The following is a 24,984-nucleotide window of genomic DNA, read 5'->3' as shown; positions in this document are numbered from 1 at the left end:
AAGGCGGCCACCAATGAGACTTCCGAACACCGCGCACTCCTCACTTCCCTGGCGGATTCACGACCTGACGCCCGACTTCCGGCTGGAGGACGTATGGGCGCTGCCCACGCCCGGAGGCCCGGACGACCTCACGCGCCTGGTCCGGCAAATGACCTCCGGGAGCGGTCGGTTCTCCGGTGCAACCCGCCCACTCTTCGCGCTCCGCTGGAAGCTCGGCGCACTGCTCGGCTGGGACCGGCCCGGCTCCGGTCTCGGCGCGCGGGTGCAGACTCTCCGCGACAGGTTGCCGGCGGATCTCCGTGCTGCCCCGCCCGGACCCGGCTTCCGGGCGCTTCCGCTCACCCCCGTCTACCTGACGGACCGCGAATGGGCGGCGGAGGTGGCCAACCGGACCGTGCACGCGGTGATGCACATCGGCTGGGTCCCGGATTGGTGCGGTGGCTACCGCGGTCAGATGGCGGTTCTGGTGAAGCCGAACGGGCTGTTCGGAAAGGTCTATATGGCGGCGATCCGGCCGCTTCGACATCTGATCGTGGATCCGGCTCTGATGCGCATGATCGGACGTGCCTGGCGGGTCCCGGCCGAAGGCCAACAAGCGGGATAGCCGGACCACCGATTTCGCGTACCTCTGCGACCGCCCGTGACGGAGCCCGCTCGCCCGAACCACTCGTCTCGGGCCAGCGGGCTCAAGAAATCAGTAGCGGACCTGGCCGTCGCAGACGAACATGCCCCGTATGACTGACCAACCCGCACGATGGAGCCAGGCAACCGTCTACACCGACATGTGGGCCGATCCGGACGACGACCCGCGCAACAGCGAAGGCCCCAGTCCGGAGGGCGAGCTTGCGACGCTGCAGGACTACCTGACGAACTACCGCATGACCCTGCGGATGAAGTGCGCGGGCCTGGACGCGGAGCAAATGGCCCGGCGGTCGGTTCCACCGTCGACGATGTCGCTGCTCGGCCTGGTTCGGCACCTCGCCGAGGTGGAACGGGACTGGCGCAACTGGATCAGCGACGGTGACCCGCTGCCGAAGCTGTACGGCGAGCGTGACGCGGACTTCAACGGAGTGGTCGCCGAGCAGACGGCGGTCGATGCCGCGTACTCCGATCTGGAGCGTGAGCAGGCCGCGACCGACGCCGCGCTGGCCGGGCACCCGGACCTCGGCGCGCGTGTGGGGAAGGACGGGATCGTGGTCCGGGAGCTGCTGGTGCACAGGGTCGAGGAGTACGCCCGTCACTGCGGGCACGCCGACCTGTTGCGCGAGTGCGTCGACGGCAGGGTGGGTCAGTGAAAACCGGCCGGGCGAGAGGACGGAGCAGCCGGGTCGTGCCGCTCTCCCGTTCGCACGTCACGGTTGTGTAATACAGCGAACTGACATAAACCTCCCGTGTGCTGACGGCATCTCACTTCTCAACAACGACAACCTGAGGAGTTCGAGATGCGTCGTAAGCGTTTACAGCTGATCGCCGTGCCGGCCGCGGCCATTGCCCTGCCCCTGACGTTCGCCGGCTTCCAGGCCCAAGCGGTCGCCGCGCCGGCCCCGGCAGCGTCGTCCGGCAAGGGAGCCGCGATGACGGCCCCGTGCCTGGCCGATGCCACGACGCTGGTCGGCGACCTTGATGGCGACCGCCACCCGGACAAGATCAGCAATCCCGGCCTCACCGGCACCAAGATGACGATCCAGTGGGGCACCGCGAACGGCTCGTTCGGCCCCAAGCACGCCGTCAGCCAGCTTCTCGGCGCGAAGAAGGGGGAGGTCACGACCGCCGCGGTCGCCGACTTCCAGCGCGACGGCACCCTGGACATGGTCGTCAACCTCGTCACGCCGGCCGACGGGGATGACCCCGCGACGGCGCGCGTCGCGGACTACCGGCCCGGCCCGCTCAAGCGGTCGAACCTGGCCTCCGCCAAGTCCCGGCACTCCGACATCGGCGACCTGGGCGAGGCTCAGCAGCTTCGGATCGCCAATTACGGCGGCGACGCGTACCCGGACCTGGCGATCCTCAACAACGCCGGTGACGGAACGCTGGACCGGGACGTACGTCTGACGAAGCCGGGCAGCGGTCCCGGGAACTATGACTACGACCTTCAGGTCAAGTACGGGGAGTTCGGGACGACAAACGAGCCGCCGTCCATGCCCGGCGACGGCTGGAAGCACTTCTACAAGCCCTGCTCCTGACGACAATCGGGCGCCGCAGCGGGCCGCCTGATCATGAGGGCCCGAGAGCGTCTGCACCGCGCTGGGGGCCCAGGCCGAGGCCGATGACGTTCTGACCTGGGCAGTGCCGGTGGACTCCACGCTCGTGCGAGTCCACCGGCACGCGGCCGAAGGAAAGGTTCTAGTCCTCCTGACCCGCCGGCGGCATCGCGGTGCCGCCTCGGCAGCCTGTGAAGGTGGCGTTCGGGCAGAAGGCGTCGAAGCCCATCTCGAATCGTGCGAACGCTTCCCAGGCCGCCTTCCGGACCGCCGTGTACTCGGTGGTGGTCAGCAGTCCGCCCTGCATCGCCTTGAAGGCGCGCAGGATGGCGTCGCGCGCGGTGAGGAATGAGGGGTTCTTCGGTGTGAGCTTCATGCCGTCGACGACCGCCTGCCAGGCCACCTGGTAGCCCCGCTCCTTGTTGTTGAGCGCGGCGGCGACCTTGCGGGTCATTTCCATGAGGGCAGCGCACCAGATCTCGCCGACGTCATGGACTTCCTGGTAGGTCAGATCGCTGTTGCCGGGGCCCGCGATCTCTCCCGGGCCCTTGCCGATGTCCCCGAAGGTACCGGGGTACTGCGCGTCATAGGGGCGCTGACGGATGCCCTGCGACTGATTGACGACCCAGTTGCCGAGGACATCGCGTTCCTGGGCGTTCGAGAAGTTCCGGGTGGTGAGGGCGAAGTAGTCTCCCCAGCCCTCCCCCATCGCGACCGACTGGTCCTCCTCCAGGCCGTTCGCGTCGAAGAGGCCCCCGACGAGACGGTTCGAGACCCCGTGGCAGAACTCGTGGAGGACGACATCGAAGTCGTCTGCCGTGTGGCGGCCCGTGCCGGTGACCAGCCCCATGTTCATCACGGCTTCCAGGCCATCGGCCCGGGTGGCCATGTTGGCCGTGCCGAAGACCGGCCCCGGGTGCGCGAGGGCCCGGACGGGGTCCGCGCCCTTTCCCAGGCCCGTGAGGTTCACGGTCTGGAAGTTGCCCTGGTCCTCCGTGAAGCCGAGCATCATGAAGAGGTCATGGGCGAAATTGCAGAAGTAGAAGATGTTGGTGACGAATTGCTCGGGGCTGTCCTGCGCCGGGTCGAAGACGCCGTTGCCCGCGGCGTCGACGGGGACCTCGACGGGGCGCCGGGTCGAGCCGTTGAGGGCGCGTACGTTGTTGCCCTCGGTCGACACCTTCCCTTGGTGCGTCTCTGCCCAGGGCAGCGGGAATCCGGCGGGCAACCCCGTGGGAAGCACAGTCGGATAGCCGTCCGCCGGCAGCGGGAACGGGACGGTGTCAAAGGTGCTCTCGGCCGGGTTGCGCTGGAAGACGCGTCCGGCGACGGCGTGCCGGACGGTGTCGTAGAAGTAGAGGATCTGCGGCTCGTTCGGGTTCCCGGTCCGGTCATCGGCCTCGACGAAGGCCTGGTACTGAGCGGCGAGTTTCTCTCTGGAGAGGGTGAACATCCAGGTGAGGCGGGCGTCGTCGCCCATGTACAGGTACACGAGCCGGGCCGGGATGGCTTCCTCGAACGGCCCCTTGCCGAAGGTCATCGGCTGATCGTTGCGCGCCTGGTACGACAGGCGGGTGAAGCTGTCCGATACGTCGAGACGCGGGAGTTCGTCGTCGCCGAAGGCTCCGCGGAGCGTTCTGGGCTCGGCAGCCTTCGCGGCCGCCACCCGCAGCGCCACCTCGGCCGGGACCACCGGCTTGACCGGCAGGTTCGCCGGTGCGCTCACCGTGTCGCCGATGACCCGGTCGACCGTGCCGTCCTCGAAGAGCCACACCTTGGGCGCCATGGCCCACACCTCGATGCCGTTGAGCACCTGCTGCAGGCTCACCACGCGCATGCCCTCGCTCGTCACCATCACATTCGGGTCGGCCTCGAATTCCACCGGCTCGCCGGCCGCGAAGCCGATGGCCTCGGCAACTGACGTGACATACCGCTTGGCCTGGGCGATATAGCCGGTGTCGGGCATCGCCACCAGCTCCTCCAAGCCGGTGATGGCAGGAGCGCCGGTCACCCGTAGCTCGGTCAGATGCCCAGTGAAGCGGTTCACCTTGCTGCGGTCCGCCACCAGGGTCTGGTCGACCTCGGCCGCCACCCGTTCGGTGTCGTCGAGAAAGGCATCGGCTTCGGCGACGCTGGCCAAGCGGTCATAGTTCTTGTTCCGCTTGTCGATCAATACGCTCATGGCCTGCTCCTTGTGACGTGCTCGGGCGGGGAGAGGAGAGCCGGGTCGGGAAGCGGACACCTCTTTCATTGTCCGTGGGGGCATGCTCACTCGCATCCTGAGCCGGATGTCGGATTCCGCGTCCAACTGCTGGCCGTGAGACGCCCCTTGTATGCCGACATGCACTCCCTGTGCGCGCGTGCAAGTCTGGTACCGGTTCATCGTTCGAGATCGGCCAGGAGGCACGATCGTGGGCAAGAAGCAGAGCCGGCAGAATCGCGGTGCGCGCACCGGTGGCCATGAACGCAGCACCGTCGCTGAGGCGAAGAGCAAGGCGAAGGAATCGGCCCCGCAGGAGTCGGAGCAGTCGATGACGAAGCATGTGGCCCATAAGGCGCAGCGGAAGTTCGGCCACAACTGACCTTCGGGGACCGGTCGGCCGGAGTCGGGGAGTGGCCGTAGGGGCTATCGGCGCCGTATGCGACTGCAGGCGTCGCATGCGGCCATCTGCGTCGTATGCGGCTATCGGCCCGGGACCGCTGGTGGCGCATCGGGCTGGGGATCCTCACCTTCGTATGCCGCCAGTGCGACTTGGCGGCTCTCCAGTACCTCGCCGAGGTCGTCGGGGTCCACCTGGTCCTTCGCCAGCTTCATACGGGCCCTGGCCTCGACGGACGCCCATGCCTGCCGGGCGCGTTTGTTGGCCAGCCGTCGGGTGTCGCCCCGGAGGAAGCCCGCCCCCGCCGCACACCCCGCAGCGGTCAGCGCTACCAGCGCCGCGGGAATGCGGGCGTCCACCGAGGCGAATCCCGCCGCTCCGGACACTCCGGCGAGGAGCGCTGCCGGGAAGCCCAGTGCGATATCGACCCTGGCCCAGAAATCGGCTCTGCGGTGTGCGAGGTCCTTCTGGCGTATTGCTTCGTCACGTAACCGCTCCACCTCGGTTCGCAGCCGACCGGAGGGGTCGTTCCAGGAGGGTGGCCCGGGTGGTGGTCCAGCGGAGGGAGTGGCCATGTCTGGATTCCAACACAGGGGAAATGCAAGGGACTTGTGTGGGCATGCACAGTGTTGCGGGGCATCCGTGGTGGGCTCTCGACAGATCGGCCGGGAGCGGGGTTGAGTACGGTGGGGGCATCCGCTGGCGCGGTCAGCGGCGGACGGGCGGGCGCCCTTGCGCGTCGTCCGGAGCCCGAGCAAAGGTGTGGATATGACGAGCGTGCACGGTACCCAGCTGGACATCCCCACCCCGGACGGCGTCGCCGACGCCTACCTCGCCCACCCCGACGACGGCACGCCGCATCCCGGTGTGCTGCTGTACATGGACGCGTTCGGGCTGCGCCCCTCGCTGGAGGAGATGGCCAGGCGCCTGGCGGGGCACGGCTACACGGTGCTGGTGCCCAACGTCATGTACCGCGCGGGGCGGGCGCCCGTGGTGGATCTGCCCGAATTCATCGTCCCCTCGGAGCTAACGGAGATCTTCGCGCAGCTCTCTCCGATCATGCAGGCGTTCACCCCCGACCTGGCGATGCGGGACGCCGGTGCCTATCTCGACTGGCTGGCCGCCTCCCCGCTGGTCGCCGACGGTCCGGTGGGCACCACCGGCTACTGCATGGGCGGCGTGCTCGGGGTCCGCACCGCCGCGGCCTACCCCGACCGCATCGGCGCCGCGGCCTCCTTCCACGCCGGCCACCTGGTCACCGATGCCGAGGACAGCCCGCACCGGCTCGTCGGACGCAGCACGGCGGAGCTGTACTTCGGCCACGCCGACCACGATCACTCGATGCCGGCCGAGCAGATCGCGAGCCTGGAACGCACCCTGGACGCCGACGGTGTGTCCTACCGCAGTGAGCTGTACGAGGGCGCCCAGCACGGCTACACCCAGACCGACACCGCCGCGTACAACTCCGAGGCGGATGAGCGTCATTGGCGCAATCTGCTGGAGCTCTTCGGCCGCCGGCTCTGACTCGGTCCGCCCGTTCGGCGAGAGCGCCGACCTCCCCCGGGGACGCCGACCTCGCCGAGAGCGCCGACTCGCCGCGGGCACCGATGCCTCAACCGGCCCTCACCGGCGGCTCCGAGGCGTAGGGCTGCCGAGTCGCGGTCAAGTGGAGGGGCCGATCACCCCGTGTTAGCGTGAAAGTGTCCGCATCAAAACGGACTTTTGCCCGCTTTCCTGGCCTCTCCAGAGGGAGATGGTGACCATGGCGCGGGACCCTCGGTTCCACGCGTCCGGGGCGACTGCTCTCAGGAACAACGTGGACTGGGACGGCCTTCGGCGTCGGATGCGCGGAGTGCTGCTGCGGCCGGGAGACGCCGGGTTCGACAGTGCGAGGAAGCTTTTCAATCCGCTCAATGACGACCGGGTGCCGGCGGCGGTGGCGCAGTGTGTGTCGGCGGCCGATGTCCGCGAGGCGGTGTTGGCAGCCGCGCACCGGGTTCCGCTGGCGGCGCGCAGCGGGGGGCACTCGTATGTCGGTTACTCGGCTCCGCCCGGCGGTCTCGCCCTTGATCTCCGGCGGATGTCGTCCGTGGAGGTCCGGCCGGATGGCACCGCCACCATTGGCGCCGGGGCGACGCTGGAGGGTGTCTACACCGCACTCGGACAGGCCAACCGCTGTCTGCCCGGCGGCTCCTGTTTCACCGTCGGCATCGCCGGGGTGGCTTTGGGTGGCGGAATCGGCGTGCTGCAACGGAAGTTCGGGCTGACCTGTGACCACCTCGTATCCGCCGAGGTCGTCATCGCGGACGGCCGGACGCTGACGGCCTCGGCCACCCAGCACCCGGATCTGTTCTGGGCGCTGCGCGGTGGCGGTGGCGGCAACTTCGGGGTCGTCACGCAGTTCACCTTCGCGACCGACCCGGCTCCGGCGTTGACGGTGTTCCTGCTCAGCTTCCCTGCGGGGAGCGTGAAGAAGGTGCTGGCCGGGTGGCAACCGTGGATCACGGCCGCGCCCCGTGCGATGTGGGCCAACCTCAATGTGGCGGGTGGAACCACGCCGAGCTGCAAGGTGGCCGGGTGCTTCGTCGGGCCCAGCAGCGCCTGCAATCCCCTGCTGAACGACCTGGTCTCGCGCGCCGGGGTGCCGCCGACCCAGCGCAAGGTCAAGGACCACGACTACTTCCAAGCCATGCGCTTCTTCTCCGGCAGTCCCGACCGGCAGTCGTTCGTCGCCTCGTCGCGGATTCTCTCCTCGCCGACCGCCAACCCGGGCGGCGTCGTCGCCCTGCTCCAAGGCCGCCCGGGGATGGCTCTCATCCTGGACGCACTCGGTGGTGCGGTGGCCGATGTGGACGTCCGGCAGACCGCGTTCCCGCACCGCAAGGCGTTCGCCACCGCGCAGATCTATGCGAGTGCGACGGCCACGTCGGAAACCGCGGTGACGCGTAGCGTCGGCCAGGTCGTGGCGGGACTCGCGGACCTGGGCATCAGGGACGGTTATGTGAACTACATCGACCCGGCCCTTCCCGACTGGGGTACGGCCTACTACGGCCCGAATCTGGCCCGTCTGCGCTCCGTCGCGCACGACTACGACCCGGACCAGGTCTTTGACTTCCCGCAAGCGGTCACCCGGGCGTGACCGGCGATCCCGGCCACGCGCCGACTCCCCCGCCGGTGAGCGAGGGGCCCTTCGTGTCCCGCGAGGAGTTCGACGCACTGTTCGCGGCGGTCCGTACGTGGGGCCGCTGGGCCGCTGCCGACCGCGGGGCCTGGAACCGGGTGACACCGGAGCATGTACGGCGGGCCGCCGCGCTGGTCCGGTCCGGCACGGTCGTCCCGATGGCGCGCCCCTGGGACACGGCACCCGGCCCGGACAACAGCAAACCCGCCCTGCACTTCATGTCCGACCTCGGTGATGTCGAGCCTCCTGAACCTGCCACGCACAAGGACTTCATCGCCATCGACTACCACGGCAAGGCCGTCAGCCATCTGGACGCGCTGTCCCATGTCGCCTATCGCGGGCAGCTCTACGACGGCCGTGCGGCGCGGGAGTGCGTGGACGCCGGAGGCGCGCGGTTCGGTGCCGTGTCCGCACTGGGGCCGCTGGCGACCAGGGGCGTGCTGCTCGATCTGCCCACCGCGCTCGGGGTCGCCTGGCTGGAGCCCGGACGGGCTGTGCACGCGGAGGAGCTGGTGGCCGCGGAGCAGGCGCTGGGGGTGACGGTGGGCGAGGGCGATGCGGTGCTGCTGCGGTTCGGCGGACTGCGCCGCCGACAGGAACGGGGCGCCTGGGACACCGGTGCGGCGAGCGCGGGTCTGCACGTGGACGTGATGCCGCTGCTGGCGGAGCGCGGTATCGCGCTGCTGGGTGGCGACGGGGACAGCGATGTACGGCCCTCGCCGGTCGAGGGCGTGCATTCTCCGGTGCATGCGCTCGCGGTGGCCGCGATGGGGGTGCCGCTCCTGGACAACCTCGATCTTGAGGCGCTCTCCGCCGCGAGTGCCGAGACGGGGCGTTACACGTTCCTACTCCTGGTAGCCCCGCTGAACATCCCCGGCGGTACCGGCTCGCCCGTGAGTCCGGTCGCGGTCCTGTGAGCGGCGGGCGGGCGTCCGTGATCAGTGCCGCGACGGGTTCGTGATCAGCTCCGAAGACATTCAAAGCCCTACAATTGAGAGCACATGGGACAGCTACTCCGACGTACGGGTGGCCGACGTACGGGTGGCCATCCTGGCATGCAGCCATGCGGGAAGTGATTGTGATGGGGCTGGCGGGAGCGGGCAACGGTCCCGCACGCGCCCGTGAGCAGTTCCTGCGTGAGGGGGCGGTCGAGGGAGCGGTCCGGAGTCCGATCCTGGATTCCTGGCGGCGTTCCCGGTCACTGGGGCTCACACCGGACGGCTGCGAGCTTCCGTACAGCGCGGATCTCGATCTGGACGGCCGGCTCGTCCGTGCCGCGGTGCCCGTACTGGACCGGCTGCAGTCCCGGTTCGAGGGCCGGAACATGAATGTGTCGCTCGCCGACGAGCACGGTGCGGTGCTGCAGCGCCGCTTCGGCGAAGCCTCGCTGGTGCGGCGCCTGGCCGCGATCCAGAGCGTCCCGGGCTTCGTGTTCGCCGAACGGTTCGGCGGGACCAACGGGATCGGGCTAGCACTCGCGGAACGGCAGCTGGTCAGCGTTTACGGGGCCGAGCACTTCGCCGAACGTTCGCAGTCCAATGCCTGCTCGGCGATTCCCGTCCGGGACCCGCTCAGCGGGCGCATTGAGGGCGTTCTCTGCCTCGGCTTTCCGCTCACCGACGCGGACCCCGCACTGAGCGCCGTGATCCGCAAGGCCGCCGGGGCCATCGAACGGCGGTTGCTGGAGCAGAGTTCGACGCGGGAGCGGGCCTTGCTGGCGGCCTATCTGGACGCCAGGCGCCACACGCCGGGCGGCGATACGAGTGGCGACACGAGCGGCAACGGGCAGCTGGGCGAGCTTGCCGAGAGCGGGCTGGACTGGCGTGACCAGATGATTCTCAAGGAGAGGGCCACCGAACTGATCACCTCGGCCCAGCGAGCCGCCGTCGAGGTGTCGCTGCCCGGCGGCCGCCGGGTCACGTTGCTCAGCCGCCCCGTGACGAGCGCCTCCGGGGTGGAGGGCATAGTGATCGAAGCGGTCCTTCCCGCGACGCATCAGCGCCTGGCCGTGTCCGCCGATGCCGGAGCGTCCCCCGTCCCGCTCGTGGAGCCGGTCCTCGCAGCCGCCGGTCCGCTGCCCGAGCATCTTTCCGCTGTCGCACCCGGGCGGGCGGTGGCGACAGCCCATGAGCCCGGCATACCCGGCGTGCCCGGCGCCGCCGACGCCGCGCCCGACCGCGCGACCCGTGGGGTGGTGCTGGTGGGCGAGCCGGGAGTGGGGGAGTTCGCCGTGGCGGCCCGGCGCCGACTGGAGCTGCTGTCCGAGGCCAGCACCCGTATCGGCACCACCCTGGACGTGAGCCGTACCGCCCGGGAACTCGCCGAGATGGCCGTTCCGCGGCTGGCCGACTTCGTCACCATCGACCTGCCCGAGGCGGTGCTGCGCGGCGAGGAACCGCCCGATCCCCGCTCCGGCCTGCACCGCACGGTGGTGCACGGCATCCGCGACGACTGTCCCTTCTACCCGGCCGGTGAGCGGGTAGATCTTCGCCCGTCCACCCCTCAGCTCCGCTGTCTGGCCGCCGGGGAGCCGGTTCTGGAGCCCGATCTACGGGCCGCCGCGGGGTGGATCGCGCAGGATCCCGGGCACACCCAGCGGCTGCTGGACCACCATGTGCACTCCCTGATCGCCGTCCCCCTCCTCGCCCGTGGAATCGCCCTGGGCGTGGCGAGCTTCTACCGCTCGGCCGATCCGGCTCCTTTCGGCGACGACGACCGTGCGCTGGCCCAGGAACTCGCCACCCGCGCGGCCATCTGCATTGACAACGCCCGCCGTTACACCCGCGAGCACGCCATGGTGCTGGCGTTGCAGCGCAGTCTGCTGCCGCGCAGCTTCCCCGAGCAGAACGCGGTCGAGGTCGCCCACCGCTATCTGCCTGCCGAGTCCGGGGCCGGCGGAGACTGGTTCGATGTCATTCCCCTCTCCGGTACTCGTATTGCCCTGATCGTGGGGGATGTCGTCGGTCATGGGATGCATGCCGCCGCCACGATGGGCCGGCTGCGGATCGCCGCGCGCAACTTCGCCGAACTGGACCTCGGCCCGGACGAGGTCCTCACCCAGCTGGACAATCTCGTGGGCCGCCTCGACCGGGACGAGGACAGCGCGGAAGGCTCCGCCGACAGCCCCGGCATCATCGGCGCCACCTGTCTGTACGCCATCTATGACCCCACCTCCCAGCAGTGTGTGATGGCCCGGTCCGGCCACCCGCCGCCCGCGATCGTGCGCCCGGACGGCACGGTGACCTTTCCCGATCTCCCCGACGGCCCGCCGCTGGGCCTGGGCGGGCTCCCGTTCGAAACCGCCGCCTTCCACCTCCCCGAAGGCAGCCGGCTCGTTCTCTACACCGACGGGCTCATCCGGGACCGTCACCGCGACGTGGATGCGGCGCTCGACCTGCTGCGCCGCGCCGTGGCACACCCGGACCGCTCGCCCGAGGAGACCTGCGAGGCAGTGGTCCGGGCCGTGGTGCCTCACCACCCCACCGACGACATCGCCCTGCTCGTCGCCCGCACCCAGGCCCTGGCCCCGCACCGGATCGCCACCTGGGACGTGCCCGCCGACCCCGCGCTCGTCTCCGGTATCCGGGCGGCCGTGACCCGCCGACTGGCCGAATGGGGGCTGGACGAGGCCGTCTTCGCCACCGAACTCCTGCTCAGCGAGCTGGTCACCAACGCCCTCCGCTACGGCACCGAGCCCATCCAGGTACGCCTGCTGTACGACCGCACGCTGATCTGCGAGGTCTCCGACGCCAGCAACACCGCCCCGCATCTGCGCCATGCGGCCAGCACCGACGAGGGCGGCCGCGGCCTGTTCCTCGTCGCGCAGCTCGCCCAGGCCTGGGGCACCCGCTACACCGCCGACGGGAAAATCATCTGGGCCGAGTGTGCGCTGGAGGCGCCCGGCGGAAAGCCCGGTGTCACCGAAGCGTACTTCGACGACATTCCCGCCATCTGACGGCCCATCCGGCATCAGGGCCGAAGCGGGCCTTAGCATGACGGGAATGTGCGGAGCGGGCTGGTGAGCGGACAGGTAACGCATCGTCAAAACTGCCTGCTATGAAGCCCGTACCGCCGTGCAGCGCCCGCAGCACTGCCCCTTTCAGGCGGGAAGAACGACGAGGCCGACCCCCGGAGAAGTCTGTGCACGACGCTCCTGACCGCACCCCTCCCCCGCGCCACGGCCCGGAGCCCCTCGTCCGCATACGCGGCCTCAGCAAGTGGTTCGGCGGCACCCTGGCGCTGGACGCGGTCGACCTCGATATCCGGTCCGGCAGCATCCTCGCCCTGCTCGGGCCCAACGGTGCCGGAAAGTCCACCCTCATCAAGGTGCTCGCGGGCGTCCATGCCGCGGACGAGGGCGCGGTGACCGTGGCCGGGCACCCGCTCGGCACCGAAGCGGCCGCCCGCACCATGTCCTTCATCCACCAGGACCTGGGGCTGGTCGAGTGGATGACGGTCGCCGAGAACATCGCGCTGGGCACCGGCTACCCACGCCGGGCGGGGCTGCTGTCCTGGCGGAAGACCCGCGAACGGTGCGCGGCGGCCCTGGGGATCGTCGCCGCGCACCTCGACCCCGCGACCGTGCTCGCCGACCTCCCGCGCGCCGAGCGCTCCTTGGTGGCCATCGCCCGCGCGCTGTCCACCCGGGCCGAACTCATCGTCCTTGACGAGCCGACCGCCAGCCTCCCCGCCGCGGACTGCACCCGGCTCTTCGAGGTGCTCCACACCCTGCGCGACCAGGGCCACGCACTCGTCTACGTCACCCACCGGCTCGACGAGGTGTACAAGGTCGCCGATGCCTTCGCCGTCCTCCGCGACGGCCGTCTCATCAGCCAGGGCCCGGTCGCCGGGCACAGCCCCGCCCGGCTGGTGCACGACATCGTGGGCCAGGAACCGGCCGGCTACCGCTTCGCCCCCGCCGCCGGACCGGCCGTACTGAGCCTCGACCGCGTGGGAACCGAGAGCACCGCACCGGTCAGCCTGGAACTGCGCGGCGGGGAGATCCTCGGCATGGTGGGCCTCACCGGGGCCGGCCATATGGAGCTGGGCCGTGCCCTGGCCGGCGCCCGGCCGCTGGTCGGCGGACGGGTCCGGCTCAACGGCCGGCCGTACGCACCCGGCACGGTCACCGAAGCCGTCGACTCCGGCGTCGGCTTCGTGACCAGCAACCGCCAGGAAGAGGGCTGTGCCGCCGAGCTGACCGTACGGGAGAACTTCCTGGCCAACCCGCGGGCCGACGGTCTGCCGGCCCTGCACTGGATCAGCCCGCGGCGCGAGCGGGCCGAGGCCGAGGCCCTGGCCGAACGTTTCTCGGTGTCCCCCCGGGACAGCGAGGCGCCGATCGCCACCCTGTCCGGGGGAAACCAGCAGAAGGTCATGGTCGGACGGTGGCTCCGGATGCGGCGCCGGCTGCTGATCCTGGAAGAGCCGACCGCCGGGGTGGACATCGGCGCCAAAACGGCCGTCTACCGCCTGCTGCAGGACGCGCTGGACGAAGGGCTCGCCGTGCTGCTTCTCTCCACCGACTTCGAGGAGGTCGCCGACGTGTGCCATCGCGCCCTGGTCTTCGTCCGCGGGGCGGTGACGGAGGAGCTGAGCGGCGAGGCCCTCACGGTCGCCGGGCTCGCCCGCGCCTCGTCGGCCATGGCCGCGCTCACCGGGGAGACGAGCTGACCATGCCGCCCTCCCCACTGGGCCGCCGACTGGGGCATCTCGTCGGCGCCTATGGCCTCTTGGCCCTCACCGCCCTGCTGTTCCTGGCCTTCTCCCTCGCGCTGCCGGACACCTTTCCCACCCTGGACAACGTCTCCGAGATCCTGTCCAACCAGTCGATCCCCGCGCTCCTCGCGCTCGGGGCGATGATCCCCATCGTCACCGCCAAATTCGACCTGTCCATCGGCTACGGACTCGGCCTGGCGCATGTGATGACGATGCAGCTCATCGCCCATGAGGCGTGGCCCTGGCCGCTGGCGTGCCTCGTGGTCGTCCTCGGCGGGGCGGTCGTCGGCACCTTCAACGGGATCGTCGTCGAATTCGCGAAGATCGACTCCTTTATCGCCACCCTCGGCACCGGCAGCATCCTCTACGCCCTCACCGGCTGGATCACCAACGGCGCCCGGATCGTCCCCGGCCCACAGGGTCTGCCGGCCGCCTTCACCGACCTCTACGACTCCAGGTTCCTGGGCCTGCCGGTTTCCGCCTTCTATGTCCTCGCCCTCACCGCCGTGCTGTGGGTGCTCCTGGAACGGCTGCCCCTCGGCCGGTATCTGTACGTCATCGGATCCAACCCCCGCGCCGCCGACCTGCTGGGCATCCCCTCCCGGCGCTATGTCGTCTACGCCTTCGCCGGATCGGGTCTGATCGTCGGGATCGCCGGTGTGCTGCTCGCCGCGCAGCAGCGCATCGGCAACCCCAGCGTCGGACTGGACTATCTGCTGCCCGCGTTCGTCGGTGCGCTGCTCGGCTCCACCGCGATCCGCCCCGGCCGCCCGAACGCGCTGGGCACGCTGGTCGCCGTGGTCATCCTCGCCATCGGCCTCGCCGGGATCGGCCAGTTCGGCGCGCAGTTCTGGGTCACTCCGCTCTTCAACGGCTCAACTCTGCTCCTCGCCGTCGGCATGGCCGGCTACGCCGCGCGCCGACAGCTGCGCCACCGGCGGGCCGAGCCGCCCCGCACACACCAGGACCTGACCGAAGTCACCTCGTGAGGTGTCACCACCGTGTCGTCCCTCCGCCAGGAGCGCCTGTGCAGCCGAACCGCAAGACCGCCCTGGGCACCGCAGTCGCCATGGTGGTGGTGGCCGCTGCCCTCGTCGGCTGCGAGCGCGGCACCTCCACCGGTGCCGGGCCCGCCGCCACCGGTCCGACAACGGCCGGCTGCCCCGCCGTACTGGCCGGTGCCGAGGTGGCCGTGCAACGGGCGATGAGGACCAACCCCGCCTGGCACGGCCCCACCCGTGGCCCCCGGGCGGTCCCCGGCAAAAGCATCGTCTTTGTCGCCCAGACCATGACCAACCCCGGGGTCGCCGGTGCCGCGAAGGGGGTACGGGAAGCGGCCGCGGCCATGGGCTGGCAAGTCCGGGTGATCGACGGCCAGGGCACCCCCGCCGGGATCCAGGCGGCCTTCAGCCAGGCGATCGCCCTACGGCCCTCGGGCATCGTGATCGGCGGTTTCGACCCCAAGCTGACCTCGCAGCAGGTCGCCAAGGCCAATGCACTGCACATTCCGCTGATCGGCTGGCACGCCGTCGATGCCCCCGGCCCGAGCAAGGACCCCGAGCTCTTCAGCAACATCACCACCAGGGTGCAGGACGTCGCGAAGATCAGCGCGGACTGGATCATCGCGCACTCCCACGGCCACGCCGGTGTCGTCGTGTTCACGGACGCCTCGATCCCATTCGCCAGAAACAAATCCGACCTGATCAAGAAGGAGTTGGCCGACTGCGCCGGTGTGCGGCTGCTGGCGGAGGAGAACATCCCGCTCTCGGACACCAGCAGCCGGACTCCGCAGCAGGTCTCCGCGCTCCTCTCCCGCTTCCGGAACCGGTGGACCTACTCCGTCGCCATCAATGATGTGTACTTCGCCGATGCCGCACCGGCCCTGCGCGCAGCTCGTAAGAAAGGGGCCGGTGCCCCCTTCAACATCGGTGCGGGCGACGGCGATCCCTCCGCCTTCCAGCGCATCAACAGCCGGCAGTTCCAGGCAGCCACCGTTCCCGAGCCGCTCTCCCAGCAGGGCTGGCAGATCCTCGACGATTTCAACCGCGCCTTCTCCGGCGAGCCCGCCAGCGGCTATGTCGCCCCCGTACACCTCTCCACGGCCGCCAACAGCGGCGGGCAGACGACCTGGGATCCGCCCGGCTACCGGGCGGCGTATCTGAGTATCTGGGGCAAGTAGGCAGGATGCGGCGGGGGCGGCAGCGGGAGAAGGCCAGGCGTCCGGCCGCACCGGGAACCCCCTTGTCGGCGCCGTTCCGCCCGGCCGTCGGCGACTGGCAATTCCCTAGAGTTCCGGCGCCTGGCTGGCTCCCGCTCGGCGCTCCGTGCTGGGCTGTGGCTGCCATCGGGCTTGGGCCACACCCAGAGGGGGGCGCCATGGCATCCGCTGTGGGCCAGGGGCGCTGCGCACGGGCTCCGAGCGCGGCGGCCCCGTGGCCACCAACAGCAACGGAGGAGTCATGGTTTACGAGCCGAAAGCGCCGGTGATCCCGTACAAGCGCACCTGCCCCTTCGATCCGGCAGCCGAATACGCCCGACTGCGCGAGGAGGAGCCGATCAGCCCGGTGACCTTTGAGCTGGCGCCGCGTGAGAAGGACGGCTGGCTGATCACCCGGCATGATCACATCCGCCAGATCATGACGGCCCCCCGCTTCAGCCACCGCAGCGAGCTGCTCGCGCTGGTGCACTCACCGCCGTTCCCCGTGGAGGACTACTCCCCCGAGCCGTCCGCACCGGGCAATTTCGTGCGGATGGACGCTCCGGAGCACACCCGCTACCGGCGGCTGCTGACCGGCTTCTTCACCGTACGCAAGATCCAGCAGTACGAGTCCACGCTGGAACGGATCATCGACGGTGTGCTGGACACGACTCCCAACATGCTCACGCTGGGCACCTTCGCACTGCTGGAGCACCCTGAGCAGCTGGCGAAGGTGCGGGAGCGTCCGGAGCTGATGGAGAACACCGTCGAGGAGCTGCTGCGGTACCTGACCATCTCTCACTTCGGGGCGAGCCGGGTGGTGTTGGAGGATGTCGAGATCGACGGCAGGACCATCAAGGCGGGTCAGACCGTGGTGCTCTCGCTGCCGTCGGCCAACCGCGATCCGCGGTACTTCGAGAACGCGGACGAGTTCGACATCGGCCGCCCCTCGCGGGCGGCATCTGGCATTCGGCTTCGGGATCCATCAGTGCCTCGGGCAGCACCTGGCGAGGGCGTCGCTGCGTATCGGCTTCCAGAAGCTGTTCGAGCGCTTTCCGGATCTGCGACTCGCGACGGCCGCCGAGCAGGTGCCGCTGCGGGAGACCGCGATGCATTACGGCGTCCGCGAACTGCCCGTCACCTGGGGCTGATGACCCGGGGCGGGCGTGTCGGGCGGGCTTGCCGGGCAGGCCCGCTCACCGCGGCCGCAGACTGCCCATCGATCACCGGCGTGGTGGCAGACGCCGCGTCTCAGTATCCGAGGAATTCCCTTGAACGACTCCGTGTCAGCTCAGCGCCCCACGCCCCCACAGCCGCTGTCCACCCCGGTGCGTTTCGGCGCGCTGGGTACCTCGTCCTTCGGGTGGCGGCGGGTACTGCCGGCGATGACGGGCTGCCCGCAGACCGAACTCGTCGCGGTGGGCGGCCGCAGTCCGGAGCGCGTGCAGCGGTTCACCGACCGGTTCGGCTGCGCCGGCGACTCCGCTGAAGCGCTCCTGGAACGCGAAGACATCGACGCCGTCTATATCTCCCTGCCGCCGTCGCTGCACGGCGAATGGGCGGCGCGGGCGCTGCATGCGGGCAAGCACGTGCTCGTCGAGAAGCCGATCGCCACGACGGCGGCCGAGGCCCGTGCCGTGGTGTCGCTGGCCGAGGACCGTGGCCTGGTGCTGCGGGAGAACTTCATGTTTCTGCACCATCCGCAGCATGACGCGGTCGCGACCCTGATCGCCGAAGGGCGGCTCGGGGGGCTGCGCTCGTTCCGGGGTGCCTTCTGCTTTCCGCCGCTGTCCTCGGAGGACATCCGGTATGTGCCGGGTCTCGGTGGCGGTGCACTCCTCGACGCGGGGGTGTATCCGCTCCGGGCGGCGGCGATGCTGCTGGGTCCCGGGCTGCGGGTGGCGGGCGCCACGGCGCGGGTGCGGCGGTCCGATGGGCTCGATCTGTCGGGCAAGGCGCTGCTGGTGTCGCCGTCCGGTGTGCTGGCGAGCGTCGAGTTCGGCTTCGAGCACACCTACGGTTCGTCCTACTCCCTGTGGGGCGCGGGGGCGAAGCTCACGGTGCCCCGGGCGTTCACCCCGCCGCCCGGGTACCAGCCCGTGCTGGTGCTGGAGGAACAGGACCATGTCGAGCAGTTCACGCTGCCGGCGGCGGACCAGCTGAACCGGTCGCTCGCCGGGTTCGCCGCGGCCGTGGCCGCCGGTGGCGCTGCGGCCTCCCCCGAGGAGGCGCGGTGGCGGCAGGACGCGGTCGCCACGATGGAACTGGTCGATGCGGTGCGCGCGCAGGCCGTGCCGGTGACCGTCGAGGGGTAGCGGGCCGGGCTGGCGCGGAGGTGGTCGTCGGGCCGTCGGTTCTGACGGTACGACGACCGCCTCCGGGGGCCGTGTCCCGTGGGTGGCGGTCGCCCCTCAGCCGGCGCGGGAAGTCCAGTGCGCCGGGGCTGACGGCGGGGACGAGGCCCTCGGCGGCGGCCCTGCCGAGCAGCTCCCGCACCGCCGCGTATCCGTCCTCGCCAAGGTCGGCGGTGTAGTCGCTCACATACAGCCCGATGTGCTGCTCGATCACGTCCGGGGCCATCTCCTGGGCATGCTCCAGGACATAGGGACGGGATGCCGTCGGGTGGTCCAGGCGAAGCGGACGGAGTCGGCGGCTGTGCGGGCCACCACTCGCAGCTGTTCTTCGCCGAGGTCGCCGCGAGGTCCGGAGGGCAGACGAAGCAGTCGGGCCGGACGCCGACCGTCTCCGCGAACAGCAGCTCGGCGAGCCGGACCGAGGTCCGGCTGGTGGAGCCGAGTGCGACCGGTTCGCCGTCCAGCTGGTCCAGCGGGACCTGGCTGACGATCAGGCAGGACTCCACGGGACCGTCGCTGCCCACGGCGATACCCGGCAGCGCCACCGAGTCGTCGGCGTGCTTGAGGAATTCGAGGAGGCTGATCGGTCCGATGTCGAGCCTACCGGCGACGAGTGCGTCGCTCAGACCGTCCGGGCTGTCCTTCTCAGATCCATGTCGAGCAGACTGCCGCTTCGGGCCAGCCCCCAGAACAGCGGCAGACAGTTGAGGAAATCGATATGACCGACCCTGGGCCGTCGCCCGGTGCGCGGTGTGGGCGTGGCCGGCGCGGTGAGTGGCAGTTCAGACATGTCTGTCAGGCTCCAGGGGTCGCTCGGTCGGGGCAGTGCGGTCGCCGCCCCTACGCATGGTGAGAGAGAGCCGCTGAGGTGAAGTGCTCACTGAGCACCGTCATCACCTCGTTCGGCCGGTCAGCCAGGTAGAAGTGCCCGCCGGGAAAGACACGCAGATCGAAGTCGCCGGTGGTGTGCCCGTCCCAGGACCGGGCTTCGTCCAGGGAGGTCTTGGGGTCGTCGTCCCCGACGAGCACGGTGACGGGGCAGCGCACGACGGCCGCGGGTTCGCTCCGGTAGGTCTCGACGGCCTTGTAGTCACTGCGGAGCGCGGGCAGCACCATCCGCAGCATTTCCTCGTCGTCGAGGACCCGTGCGTCGGTTCCGCTCAGGGCCCGCAGCTCGGCGACGATGCCGTCGTCGTCCCGCAGGTGCACCGTCTCGTCACGGCGGGCGGACGGCGCTCGGCGTCCGGAGGCGAACAGCCGCTGGGGGCCGTTCCCGTGGCGTTCCAGCCGCCGTGCCACCTCGAAGGCCACCAGCGCGCCCATGCTGTGGCCGAAGAAGGTCAACGGCCGGTCGGACAGGGCTCCCAGCACCTCGGCGATCCGGTCCGCCAGGAGGCCGATGTCGTCGATCGGCGGTTCCTGGCGGCGGTCCTGCCGCCCGGGGTACTGCACGGCGATCACGTCCACGCCGGGGCTGAGCGCGGCCGAGACCGGATGGTAGAAGCTCGCGGAACCGCCGGCATGCGGGAAGCACACCAGGCGCCGGCCCGCGTCAGGGGCCGGGTGGAAGCGCCGGCACCACAGGCCGTCGTCCGCAAGGGATGAACTCATGGGTCTGATCAGTCCTTTCCAGTGGGCCGGTGCAGCCGAACCACTACCGGCGCCGTCATCCCGAGCGAATCAGGAAGGTGCGTTCTGCCGCCACTATCCATGGAGCCCGGTCGGCCGGCGCAAGGCATCTCGGCCCGATGCAACGGAAGTATGGTCGTTTCCCTGGTTTCTCAGGGGCCGGTGGCCGCATCGGCGGCGGGCTCACGGCCTGTCCTCGCCCCTGCATGCCGGACGCGGATGAGGCGGCGCACCGTTGCGTGGTCACCTGTCGACGTGGCAAGCCATCCTGCCGAGTCTTCTCATACCGTCCCGGTCTCTTCCGCCTCCGCAGCTTCAGCGGATTCGGCCGCCTTGGCACGCCTGGGGAAGATCATGCGAAGGACACCCGTCCTGTGCAGGATGATGTGCGTGATCACCTGCAGCACGAGGTAGGTGACGAGGTACAGCAGACCGTCGAGCGCCGGCACCAAATCGACCGGCAGCGTGTAGGCCATGATCATGCGCAGTGCCGCGTCGACCAGCAGCCCGCACCCCCACAGCACGGTCAGGCCGCGCCAGACCCGGCGAAAGGTCGGCTCGGTGTGCCAGAACTGTTCCAGGGCCTCTGCTTTGCCCGGCAGTAGAGACTTGAGCGCCCAGTAGGTGAACGGACGGGCGGTGAACAGCGTCGCGAGGATCCACAGGGCAATGAGCCCGGTGAACCAGCCGCCTCTGGCCAGGACCAGGCGCGGGGAGTCGGAGAGGAGGGAGCCGAGGCCGACCAGCACGAGGATGGTGAGGACGAAGACGCCGACCCTGTCGATTCTGCGTCGCATGACGATGGAGTACCCGGTGCTGAGTGCCGGCGCGGCTGCACTGCTGAGCAGCGCCAGCAGCTCGCTGACGCCCGCTGCGCGCAGCACGTAGTAGAGACCCGCAGGAAGGACGACGTCGCAGAGCATCGTGATCGCGAACTGCCAGCGGGCGGCGCTCTGTTCTCTCTGCTTGCCGCCCGTCGCCGATTCGATCTCGTCAGGTGGTGCAGCCATCGCTACTCCTTGAGCCATCGGTTGCCGACAGTCGTTGCTGAGTCAGGACCGCTCGCCGGGGTCTGCGTCGCGAGGGGTCGGCCGACCTTGAACACCGTACGAGTTGCACAGTCACGTAAGAGTTAGCACCCGGGCAGGCAGGACGGAAACTTCGGCGACCAAGTTCTGGATCCTTTACCAGAATGCGTTTCACCGGTGGCTGCCCGGCTTTCTCCGGCCCGGCAGGGGCCGGCAGGGGTCGGCAGGGGCCGGGCTGCATCCGGTGAGATCCAGCATTAGGGAATCTCTCAGACCGTTCCTGCCCATACTGATGCTGTGGCATCCGGGTTCAGCCCGTCGCTCCTGCCGGAACACCGAGGACCGTGCTCTCCGCTGCGGTGGCACGGCAGAATTTCGGGCTCTTCGCTGAGTAGCGCCACCCCTGGGGCAGCCCGCCAGGGCCGGTGGGGATTCGCCCGGGCGCGGCAATCGCCGCACCTCGGCCGGCTCATCGGACGGGCCCTGGACCAAAGAACGTGATTCCGAACGTGGTGGGAGCGCGAAAACGTGAACGACATGGTGCGCACCGAATTGATCCGGCCGCAGTGGCCCCTTACGGGCTCCACAGGCGACAGCGCGCCGGACGGGGGTGCAGAGCGTGCCGCCTTCCCTGGACCGAGCCCCGGTACGGGCCGTACCGAGCCCCGCGGCACTGGAGCCGGGTCTCTGCCCGCAGTCGGCAGACGTCCTGTGTGTCAGGTCCGGCGAGTCCGCCTCCATGGCACCATCGCCCGTTGACGACGCGACAGGCAGGTGATCGCTGATGCGTACCCGAAAGCTCGCCGTCGTCGGCGGATTCGAGTTCACGCCGGATACCCACGCGGATCGTCGCGGGCTGTTCGTCTCGCCGATGGAGGAGCAGGCGTTCGTCGCGGCGGTCGGCCACCGCTTCCCTTTGGCGCAGACCAACCACAGCAGGTCCGCCGGGGGCGTCCTGCGTGGACTCCATTTCACGGCCACTCCCCCTGGCCAGGCCAAGTACGTCTACTGTGCGCGGGGGCGGGCGCTGGACGCGGTCGTGGACATCCGGGTGGGGTCCCCCACCTTCGGCAGCTGGGACCTCGTCAACATGGACTCGGAGTCCTTCCGGGCCGTGTACATCCCCGACGGACTTGCGCACGCTTTCCTCGCGCTTGAGGACGACACGGTGATGTCGTACCTGGTGAGCACTCCCTACCGGGCCGAGCTGGAGCATGCGATCGATCCTCTGGACCCCGCGATCGGCCTGCCCTGGCCGCGCGAGACGGAGTTCTGCCTCTCCGAACGGGACACCGTCGCGCCGAGCCTGGCCGAAGCCGAGGCCCGGGGCATGCTGCCCCGGTACGCCGACTGTCTGCCCGCGGGGCCGGCCGGCGACCCGGCGGTGGACCCCGGCTTCCCGGCCCGCTCGGCCACCGGTGAGGGCTGAGCCGCGGCCGGCCTGTCGCCCGTACCCGGCGCCGCCGGGTGGCGGTGCTGGGCGCCACCGGGTGTGTGGGCCGACACCTTCTTGTGAGCCCTTCGGGGCCGAGGGGAACCAGGTCATCGCCGTTGCGCGCCGGTATGTATGCGCCGCACGTCGCGGCGGTCGGCGTTCCGGCCGCGCTGCCGTCTCCGCCCGGGCTGGTACCTGCCGACTGAGGAGCCCCCCGTGCCCCGGTCGGCCTCAGCGCTTTCGGCCGCAGATCACCACGGTGTCCGGCCCGAACATCACGCGCTTCACGGGGTCAATTCCCGCCTCGCTGAACCACTGTTCGTACTCCTTGTCCGTGTACACCATGCCGTCGCCGGATGCGACCGTGTGGAGGTACGCGGAGGGGCAGGCCGCACGCTCCGGCCCGGTGTCGTCGGCATCTTGGTGATGGGTCATCACGAAGACCCCGCCTCCGGACGGCAGTGCGTGGGACGCCTTGGTGAGCAGCTCGCGGATGTGGTCGGCGGACCAGATCTCCAGGAAGTGTGTGAAGAGCACCGAGTCGTGGCCGATGGGGAATGCGTCGTGGAATGCGTCGAGGCTGACGGCGCGGACCCGGTCGGCCAGACCCAGTTCTGCGATGTTCTCGTTGGCCCGGGACGCGACCGAGGGCAGGTCGGCGATGGTGATTTCCAGGCCGGGCCAGGACCGGGCCAGGTGGACCGCGTTCATCGCGGCGCCGCCACCGATGTCGAGCAGGTACTTGTACTCCGACAGGTCGACCGTGGCGGCGATGCCCTCGGGGACGGGGTGGCTCACGGCACCCATCAGGGTCTGGAAAGTGGACTCCAGTTCCGGGTGTTCCCCGAGGCGGCCGTAGAGGCCGGGTGCCGTGCCGGGGAGCTCGCGCCGCAGGCCGGCGTGGGTGTCTTCGTTGAGGGACTCGCAGAACCAGCCGGCGGCACGGTAGAGGCAGTGCAGGTAGGTGGCCGACGGCTGATCGGAGAGGACACTGACCGGCTGGATGTACGGGGCGTTGTGGTAGCCGTCGCCCTCCTTCCACACCAGGCCCATGGTGGTGCAGCCCAGCAGCAGGATGCGGGTCGGCCGGCGTGCGAGGCCCACGCGTACGGAGAGTTCCTCCAAGGTGATGCCGGGAGTCTTCTCCAAGATGTCGAACAGCCCGAACTGGAAGGCAGCAGTCAGGTACTGAAACTGGTAGTGAGCCTTGTAGTGCGGCCCGACGGTCGCATCGTCCAGGTTGCTGGGGTTTCCCATTCCCGGTCCTCCTGGGGTAGGTCACGAGACACATCCGTACGGCGCCCGGCGGTTGTGGAGAGGACACCGCAGGCGGCGCGGTGTCCTTCTCTTTCCGCGCGGGCCGTGCCGTCGCGAGGAAAGCGGCTCAGCGAGCCGCCCGGATCCGCGATTCCAGCACGTCCGCCGCCCGCGTCACCCCGCCTGCTTCCTCCGTCAATTCCCGCATGCGGCGCAGCTGTGTCCGCGTGGCCTCGTCGGTGATCAGGTGCTGCAGCGTGGCGAGGATGTGCTCCTCGGTGGTCTCCCCCGGTTCGAGCAGCACACCGAGCCCCAGCTCCGCCGCGCGTATGCAGGTGATCCGGTGCTCCGGCAGGTGGGGGGCCATGAGCATCGGGGTGCCGGTGTGCACCGCGCCCATGAGGCTGCCCAGGCCCCCGGAGGTGACGAAGACATCGGCGTGTTCCAGGACGGCGACCTGGGGGACCCACGGATACACCTCGATGTTGGGCGGTACGGTCCCCAGGGTGGCGGTGTCGAAGCCGTTGCCCACGGTGATGACGGCGCGCCAGGGCCGGCCGGTGAGCGCACGCACGCAGGTACGGAAGAATTCCGACTGCTCATGGGCCAAGGTGCCCATGGAGATCACGACCAGGGGGGTGTCGTCCTGCGGGGTGTCCCAGGTGGCGGTGAGGTCTTCGGCGAGGAAGCACGGTCCGACGAAGGCGGTCTCGTCTCCGAAGGTCTCCTCGGCGGTCTGGAACGCCCGGGGCGCGTAGACCACGCTCTCCACGGGCATCTGCCACCCCAGCAGTTCATCGATGGGAACGGCGAGTCCGCGTCCCTCCGCGAACTCCGAGGCGCGGCGGAAGAGTTCAGGCACCGCCGGGTGATCCTCGGGGAAGCCCATCATGGCGAACATGGTGCCGAATTCCCAGTAGTGGGCGTTGGACGCCATGGCGGGTGTGGACTGAACGGCGGGACGGTTCCAGAGCGTTCCCAGGGTCCGGCCCGCGAAGGCGAGGGACATGTCGTGGAAGAGGAGGTCGGGCGGATCGTCGGTGAAGTGCTCCTCGGCCGTCCGGATCACTTCCTCGCTCTCGATCTGGAGCATGACCGCGTACCAGGCCATGTGGTCGGGGGGAAGATCCTCGTCCTTCAACGCGGCGAACGCCTCGGCCAGCGGTGAGGTGTAGGGCACCACGTCCGCCCCGGTTTCCCTGGCGGTCAGGGTGAATCCTTCCGGCGCCACAAAGCTCACGCGGTGACCGCGGCGCACCAGTTCCTCGGTGACTGCCAAGGCGGGACGCATATGTCCGTGGGCAGGAATGCAGAAAACAGCAATATGGCTGGACACGGCAGCGGTTCTCCTCGTTGAGTGCGGGACGCACTACAGTCCTGGCTG

20 protein-coding genes and 2 pseudogenes are annotated in these 24,984 nt (G+C 69.7%); 14 read left to right on the top strand and 8 right to left on the bottom strand.

Annotation, left to right across the window (positions count from 1 at the left end; genetic code table 11):
- Positions 1 to 13: 13 nt before the first annotated feature.
- The 3 genes from STRTU_RS33880 to STRTU_RS33870 all read left to right on the top strand — a co-directional run bounded on the left by STRTU_RS33880 (position 14) and on the right by STRTU_RS33870 (position 2,183).
- Complete coding sequence (locus STRTU_RS33880; protein ID WP_159748987.1) at positions 14 to 604, top strand: DUF2867 domain-containing protein; 591 nt, start codon at positions 14 to 16, stop codon at positions 602 to 604.
- 121 nt (positions 605 to 725) lie between these two features.
- A complete protein-coding gene (locus tag STRTU_RS33875; protein WP_159748985.1) occupies positions 726 to 1,295 on the top strand; it encodes a DinB family protein in 570 nt (189 codons plus the stop codon).
- 147 nt (positions 1,296 to 1,442) lie between these two features.
- Complete coding sequence (locus tag STRTU_RS33870; protein WP_159748983.1) at positions 1,443 to 2,183, top strand: FG-GAP repeat domain-containing protein; 741 nt, start codon at positions 1,443 to 1,445, stop codon at positions 2,181 to 2,183.
- A 160-nt stretch (positions 2,184 to 2,343) separates the two neighbouring features.
- Here STRTU_RS33870 and STRTU_RS33865 read toward each other — a convergent pair whose 3' ends face one another.
- Positions 2,344 to 4,383 (bottom strand): M36 family metallopeptidase, encoded by a 2,040-nt coding sequence (locus STRTU_RS33865; protein WP_159748982.1) that lies wholly within the window; start codon positions 4,381 to 4,383, stop codon positions 2,344 to 2,346.
- A gap of 229 nt (positions 4,384 to 4,612) precedes the next feature.
- Between STRTU_RS33865 and STRTU_RS33860 the strand changes: the two genes are divergently transcribed.
- The gene (locus STRTU_RS33860; protein ID WP_167539287.1) at positions 4,613 to 4,783 is read left to right on the top strand and encodes a hypothetical protein; all 171 of its coding nucleotides are present in this window, start codon (positions 4,613 to 4,615) and stop codon (positions 4,781 to 4,783) included.
- A gap of 101 nt (positions 4,784 to 4,884) precedes the next feature.
- Here the strand turns inward: STRTU_RS33860 and STRTU_RS33855 are convergent, their stop codons facing one another.
- A complete protein-coding gene (locus STRTU_RS33855) occupies positions 4,885 to 5,376 on the bottom strand; it encodes a hypothetical protein (RefSeq protein ID WP_159748980.1) in 492 nt (163 codons plus the stop codon).
- Positions 5,377 to 5,569: 193 nt separating this feature from the next.
- Here STRTU_RS33855 and STRTU_RS33850 point away from each other — a divergent pair, with 193 nt between their 5' ends.
- From STRTU_RS33850 to STRTU_RS33810, 9 genes are all read left to right on the top strand, one after another.
- Entirely contained in the window at positions 5,570 to 6,325 is a 756-nt protein-coding gene (locus STRTU_RS33850; protein ID WP_159748978.1) for a dienelactone hydrolase family protein, read from the top strand.
- Positions 6,326 to 6,563: 238 nt separating this feature from the next.
- Positions 6,564 to 7,940, top strand: a complete 1,377-nt coding sequence (locus tag STRTU_RS33845; protein ID WP_246241601.1) for an FAD-binding oxidoreductase — start codon at positions 6,564 to 6,566, stop codon at positions 7,938 to 7,940.
- Positions 7,937 to 8,899: a cyclase family protein gene (locus tag STRTU_RS33840; protein ID WP_159748974.1), complete on the top strand. Its 963-nt coding sequence runs from the start codon at positions 7,937 to 7,939 to the stop codon at positions 8,897 to 8,899. Before STRTU_RS33845 ends, STRTU_RS33840 begins: the two co-directional genes overlap by 4 nt.
- A gap of 146 nt (positions 8,900 to 9,045) precedes the next feature.
- Positions 9,046 to 11,937: a SpoIIE family protein phosphatase gene (locus STRTU_RS33835; RefSeq protein WP_246241599.1), complete on the top strand. Its 2,892-nt coding sequence runs from the start codon at positions 9,046 to 9,048 to the stop codon at positions 11,935 to 11,937.
- Positions 11,938 to 12,122: 185 nt separating this feature from the next.
- The gene (locus STRTU_RS33830; RefSeq protein WP_246241597.1) at positions 12,123 to 13,655 is read left to right on the top strand and encodes a sugar ABC transporter ATP-binding protein; all 1,533 of its coding nucleotides are present in this window, start codon (positions 12,123 to 12,125) and stop codon (positions 13,653 to 13,655) included.
- A 2-nt stretch (positions 13,656 to 13,657) separates the two neighbouring features.
- Positions 13,658 to 14,689 carry an ABC transporter permease gene (locus STRTU_RS33825; RefSeq protein WP_159748971.1) on the top strand — a complete coding sequence of 344 codons (1,032 nt, stop codon included), beginning with the start codon at positions 13,658 to 13,660 and terminating at the stop codon, positions 14,687 to 14,689.
- 80 nt (positions 14,690 to 14,769) lie between these two features.
- Positions 14,770 to 15,879, top strand: a complete 1,110-nt coding sequence (locus STRTU_RS33820) for a substrate-binding domain-containing protein (protein ID WP_159749886.1) — start codon at positions 14,770 to 14,772, stop codon at positions 15,877 to 15,879.
- 253 nt (positions 15,880 to 16,132) lie between these two features.
- A complete protein-coding gene (locus tag STRTU_RS33815) occupies positions 16,133 to 17,386 on the top strand; it encodes a cytochrome P450 (protein WP_455681746.1) in 1,254 nt (417 codons plus the stop codon).
- Positions 17,283 to 18,212: a Gfo/Idh/MocA family protein gene (locus STRTU_RS33810; protein WP_246241705.1), complete on the top strand. Its 930-nt coding sequence runs from the start codon at positions 17,283 to 17,285 to the stop codon at positions 18,210 to 18,212. Before STRTU_RS33815 ends, STRTU_RS33810 begins: the two co-directional genes overlap by 104 nt.
- Positions 18,213 to 18,318: 106 nt before the next feature.
- Here STRTU_RS33810 and STRTU_RS33805 read toward each other — a convergent pair.
- The 4 genes and pseudogenes from STRTU_RS33805 to STRTU_RS33790 form a co-directional block, all read right to left on the bottom strand.
- Positions 18,319 to 18,587: pseudogene (locus tag STRTU_RS33805) on the bottom strand (MqnA/MqnD/SBP family protein); the annotation flags it as partial.
- A gap of 5 nt (positions 18,588 to 18,592) precedes the next feature.
- A pseudogene (locus tag STRTU_RS33800) lies at positions 18,593 to 19,041 on the bottom strand (menaquinone biosynthetic enzyme MqnA/MqnD family protein); the annotation flags it as partial.
- Between the two features lie 50 nt (positions 19,042 to 19,091).
- Positions 19,092 to 19,862, bottom strand: a complete 771-nt coding sequence (locus STRTU_RS33795; RefSeq protein ID WP_159748969.1) for a thioesterase II family protein — start codon at positions 19,860 to 19,862, stop codon at positions 19,092 to 19,094.
- A 299-nt stretch (positions 19,863 to 20,161) separates the two neighbouring features.
- Positions 20,162 to 20,890 carry a VC0807 family protein gene (locus STRTU_RS33790; protein WP_159748967.1) on the bottom strand — a complete coding sequence of 243 codons (729 nt, stop codon included), beginning with the start codon at positions 20,888 to 20,890 and terminating at the stop codon, positions 20,162 to 20,164.
- An 802-nt stretch (positions 20,891 to 21,692) separates the two neighbouring features.
- Here STRTU_RS33790 and STRTU_RS33785 point away from each other — a divergent pair.
- Positions 21,693 to 22,337: a dTDP-4-dehydrorhamnose 3,5-epimerase family protein gene (locus STRTU_RS33785; RefSeq protein ID WP_159748965.1), complete on the top strand. Its 645-nt coding sequence runs from the start codon at positions 21,693 to 21,695 to the stop codon at positions 22,335 to 22,337.
- Positions 22,338 to 22,574: 237 nt separating this feature from the next.
- On the opposite strand, the gene STRTU_RS33780 is transcribed toward STRTU_RS33785, so the two are convergent.
- Together STRTU_RS33780 and STRTU_RS33775 are read right to left on the bottom strand one after the other, a co-directional pair.
- The gene (locus STRTU_RS33780) at positions 22,575 to 23,600 is read right to left on the bottom strand and encodes a methyltransferase (protein ID WP_159748963.1); all 1,026 of its coding nucleotides are present in this window, start codon (positions 23,598 to 23,600) and stop codon (positions 22,575 to 22,577) included.
- A 127-nt stretch (positions 23,601 to 23,727) separates the two neighbouring features.
- Positions 23,728 to 24,936 carry a macrolide family glycosyltransferase gene (locus tag STRTU_RS33775; RefSeq protein WP_269777421.1) on the bottom strand — a complete coding sequence of 403 codons (1,209 nt, stop codon included), beginning with the start codon at positions 24,934 to 24,936 and terminating at the stop codon, positions 23,728 to 23,730.
- Positions 24,937 to 24,984 lie beyond the last annotated feature (48 nt).

This window comes from Streptomyces tubercidicus (assembly GCF_027497495.1).
GTDB classification, from domain to species: domain Bacteria; phylum Actinomycetota; class Actinomycetes; order Streptomycetales; family Streptomycetaceae; genus Streptomyces; species Streptomyces tubercidicus.
The sequence above is the reverse complement of the archived record's forward strand: the minus strand, read 5'-3'. Positions and strand labels throughout refer to the sequence as shown.

Coding starts and splice junctions, on each gene's coding strand:
- STRTU_RS33880 (WP_159748987.1), top strand. CDS start 14: ATGAGACTTCCGAACACCGCGCACTCCTCACTTCCCTGGCGGATTCAC.
- STRTU_RS33875 (WP_159748985.1), top strand. CDS start 726: ATGCCCCGTATGACTGACCAACCCGCACGATGGAGCCAGGCAACCGTC.
- STRTU_RS33870 (WP_159748983.1), top strand. CDS start 1,443: ATGCGTCGTAAGCGTTTACAGCTGATCGCCGTGCCGGCCGCGGCCATT.
- STRTU_RS33865 (WP_159748982.1), bottom strand. CDS start 4,383: ATGAGCGTATTGATCGACAAGCGGAACAAGAACTATGACCGCTTGGCC.
- STRTU_RS33855 (WP_159748980.1), bottom strand. CDS start 5,376: ATGGCCACTCCCTCCGCTGGACCACCACCCGGGCCACCCTCCTGGAAC.
- STRTU_RS33850 (WP_159748978.1), top strand. CDS start 5,570: ATGACGAGCGTGCACGGTACCCAGCTGGACATCCCCACCCCGGACGGC.
- STRTU_RS33845 (WP_246241601.1), top strand. CDS start 6,564: ATGGCGCGGGACCCTCGGTTCCACGCGTCCGGGGCGACTGCTCTCAGG.
- STRTU_RS33835 (WP_246241599.1), top strand. CDS start 9,046: ATGCGGGAAGTGATTGTGATGGGGCTGGCGGGAGCGGGCAACGGTCCC.
- STRTU_RS33825 (WP_159748971.1), top strand. CDS start 13,658: ATGCCGCCCTCCCCACTGGGCCGCCGACTGGGGCATCTCGTCGGCGCC.
- STRTU_RS33820 (WP_159749886.1), top strand. CDS start 14,770: ATGGTGGTGGTGGCCGCTGCCCTCGTCGGCTGCGAGCGCGGCACCTCC.
- STRTU_RS33810 (WP_246241705.1), top strand. CDS start 17,283: ATGACGGGCTGCCCGCAGACCGAACTCGTCGCGGTGGGCGGCCGCAGT.
- STRTU_RS33795 (WP_159748969.1), bottom strand. CDS start 19,862: ATGAGTTCATCCCTTGCGGACGACGGCCTGTGGTGCCGGCGCTTCCAC.
- STRTU_RS33790 (WP_159748967.1), bottom strand. CDS start 20,890: ATGGCTGCACCACCTGACGAGATCGAATCGGCGACGGGCGGCAAGCAG.
- STRTU_RS33785 (WP_159748965.1), top strand. CDS start 21,693: ATGCGTACCCGAAAGCTCGCCGTCGTCGGCGGATTCGAGTTCACGCCG.
- STRTU_RS33780 (WP_159748963.1), bottom strand. CDS start 23,600: ATGGGAAACCCCAGCAACCTGGACGATGCGACCGTCGGGCCGCACTAC.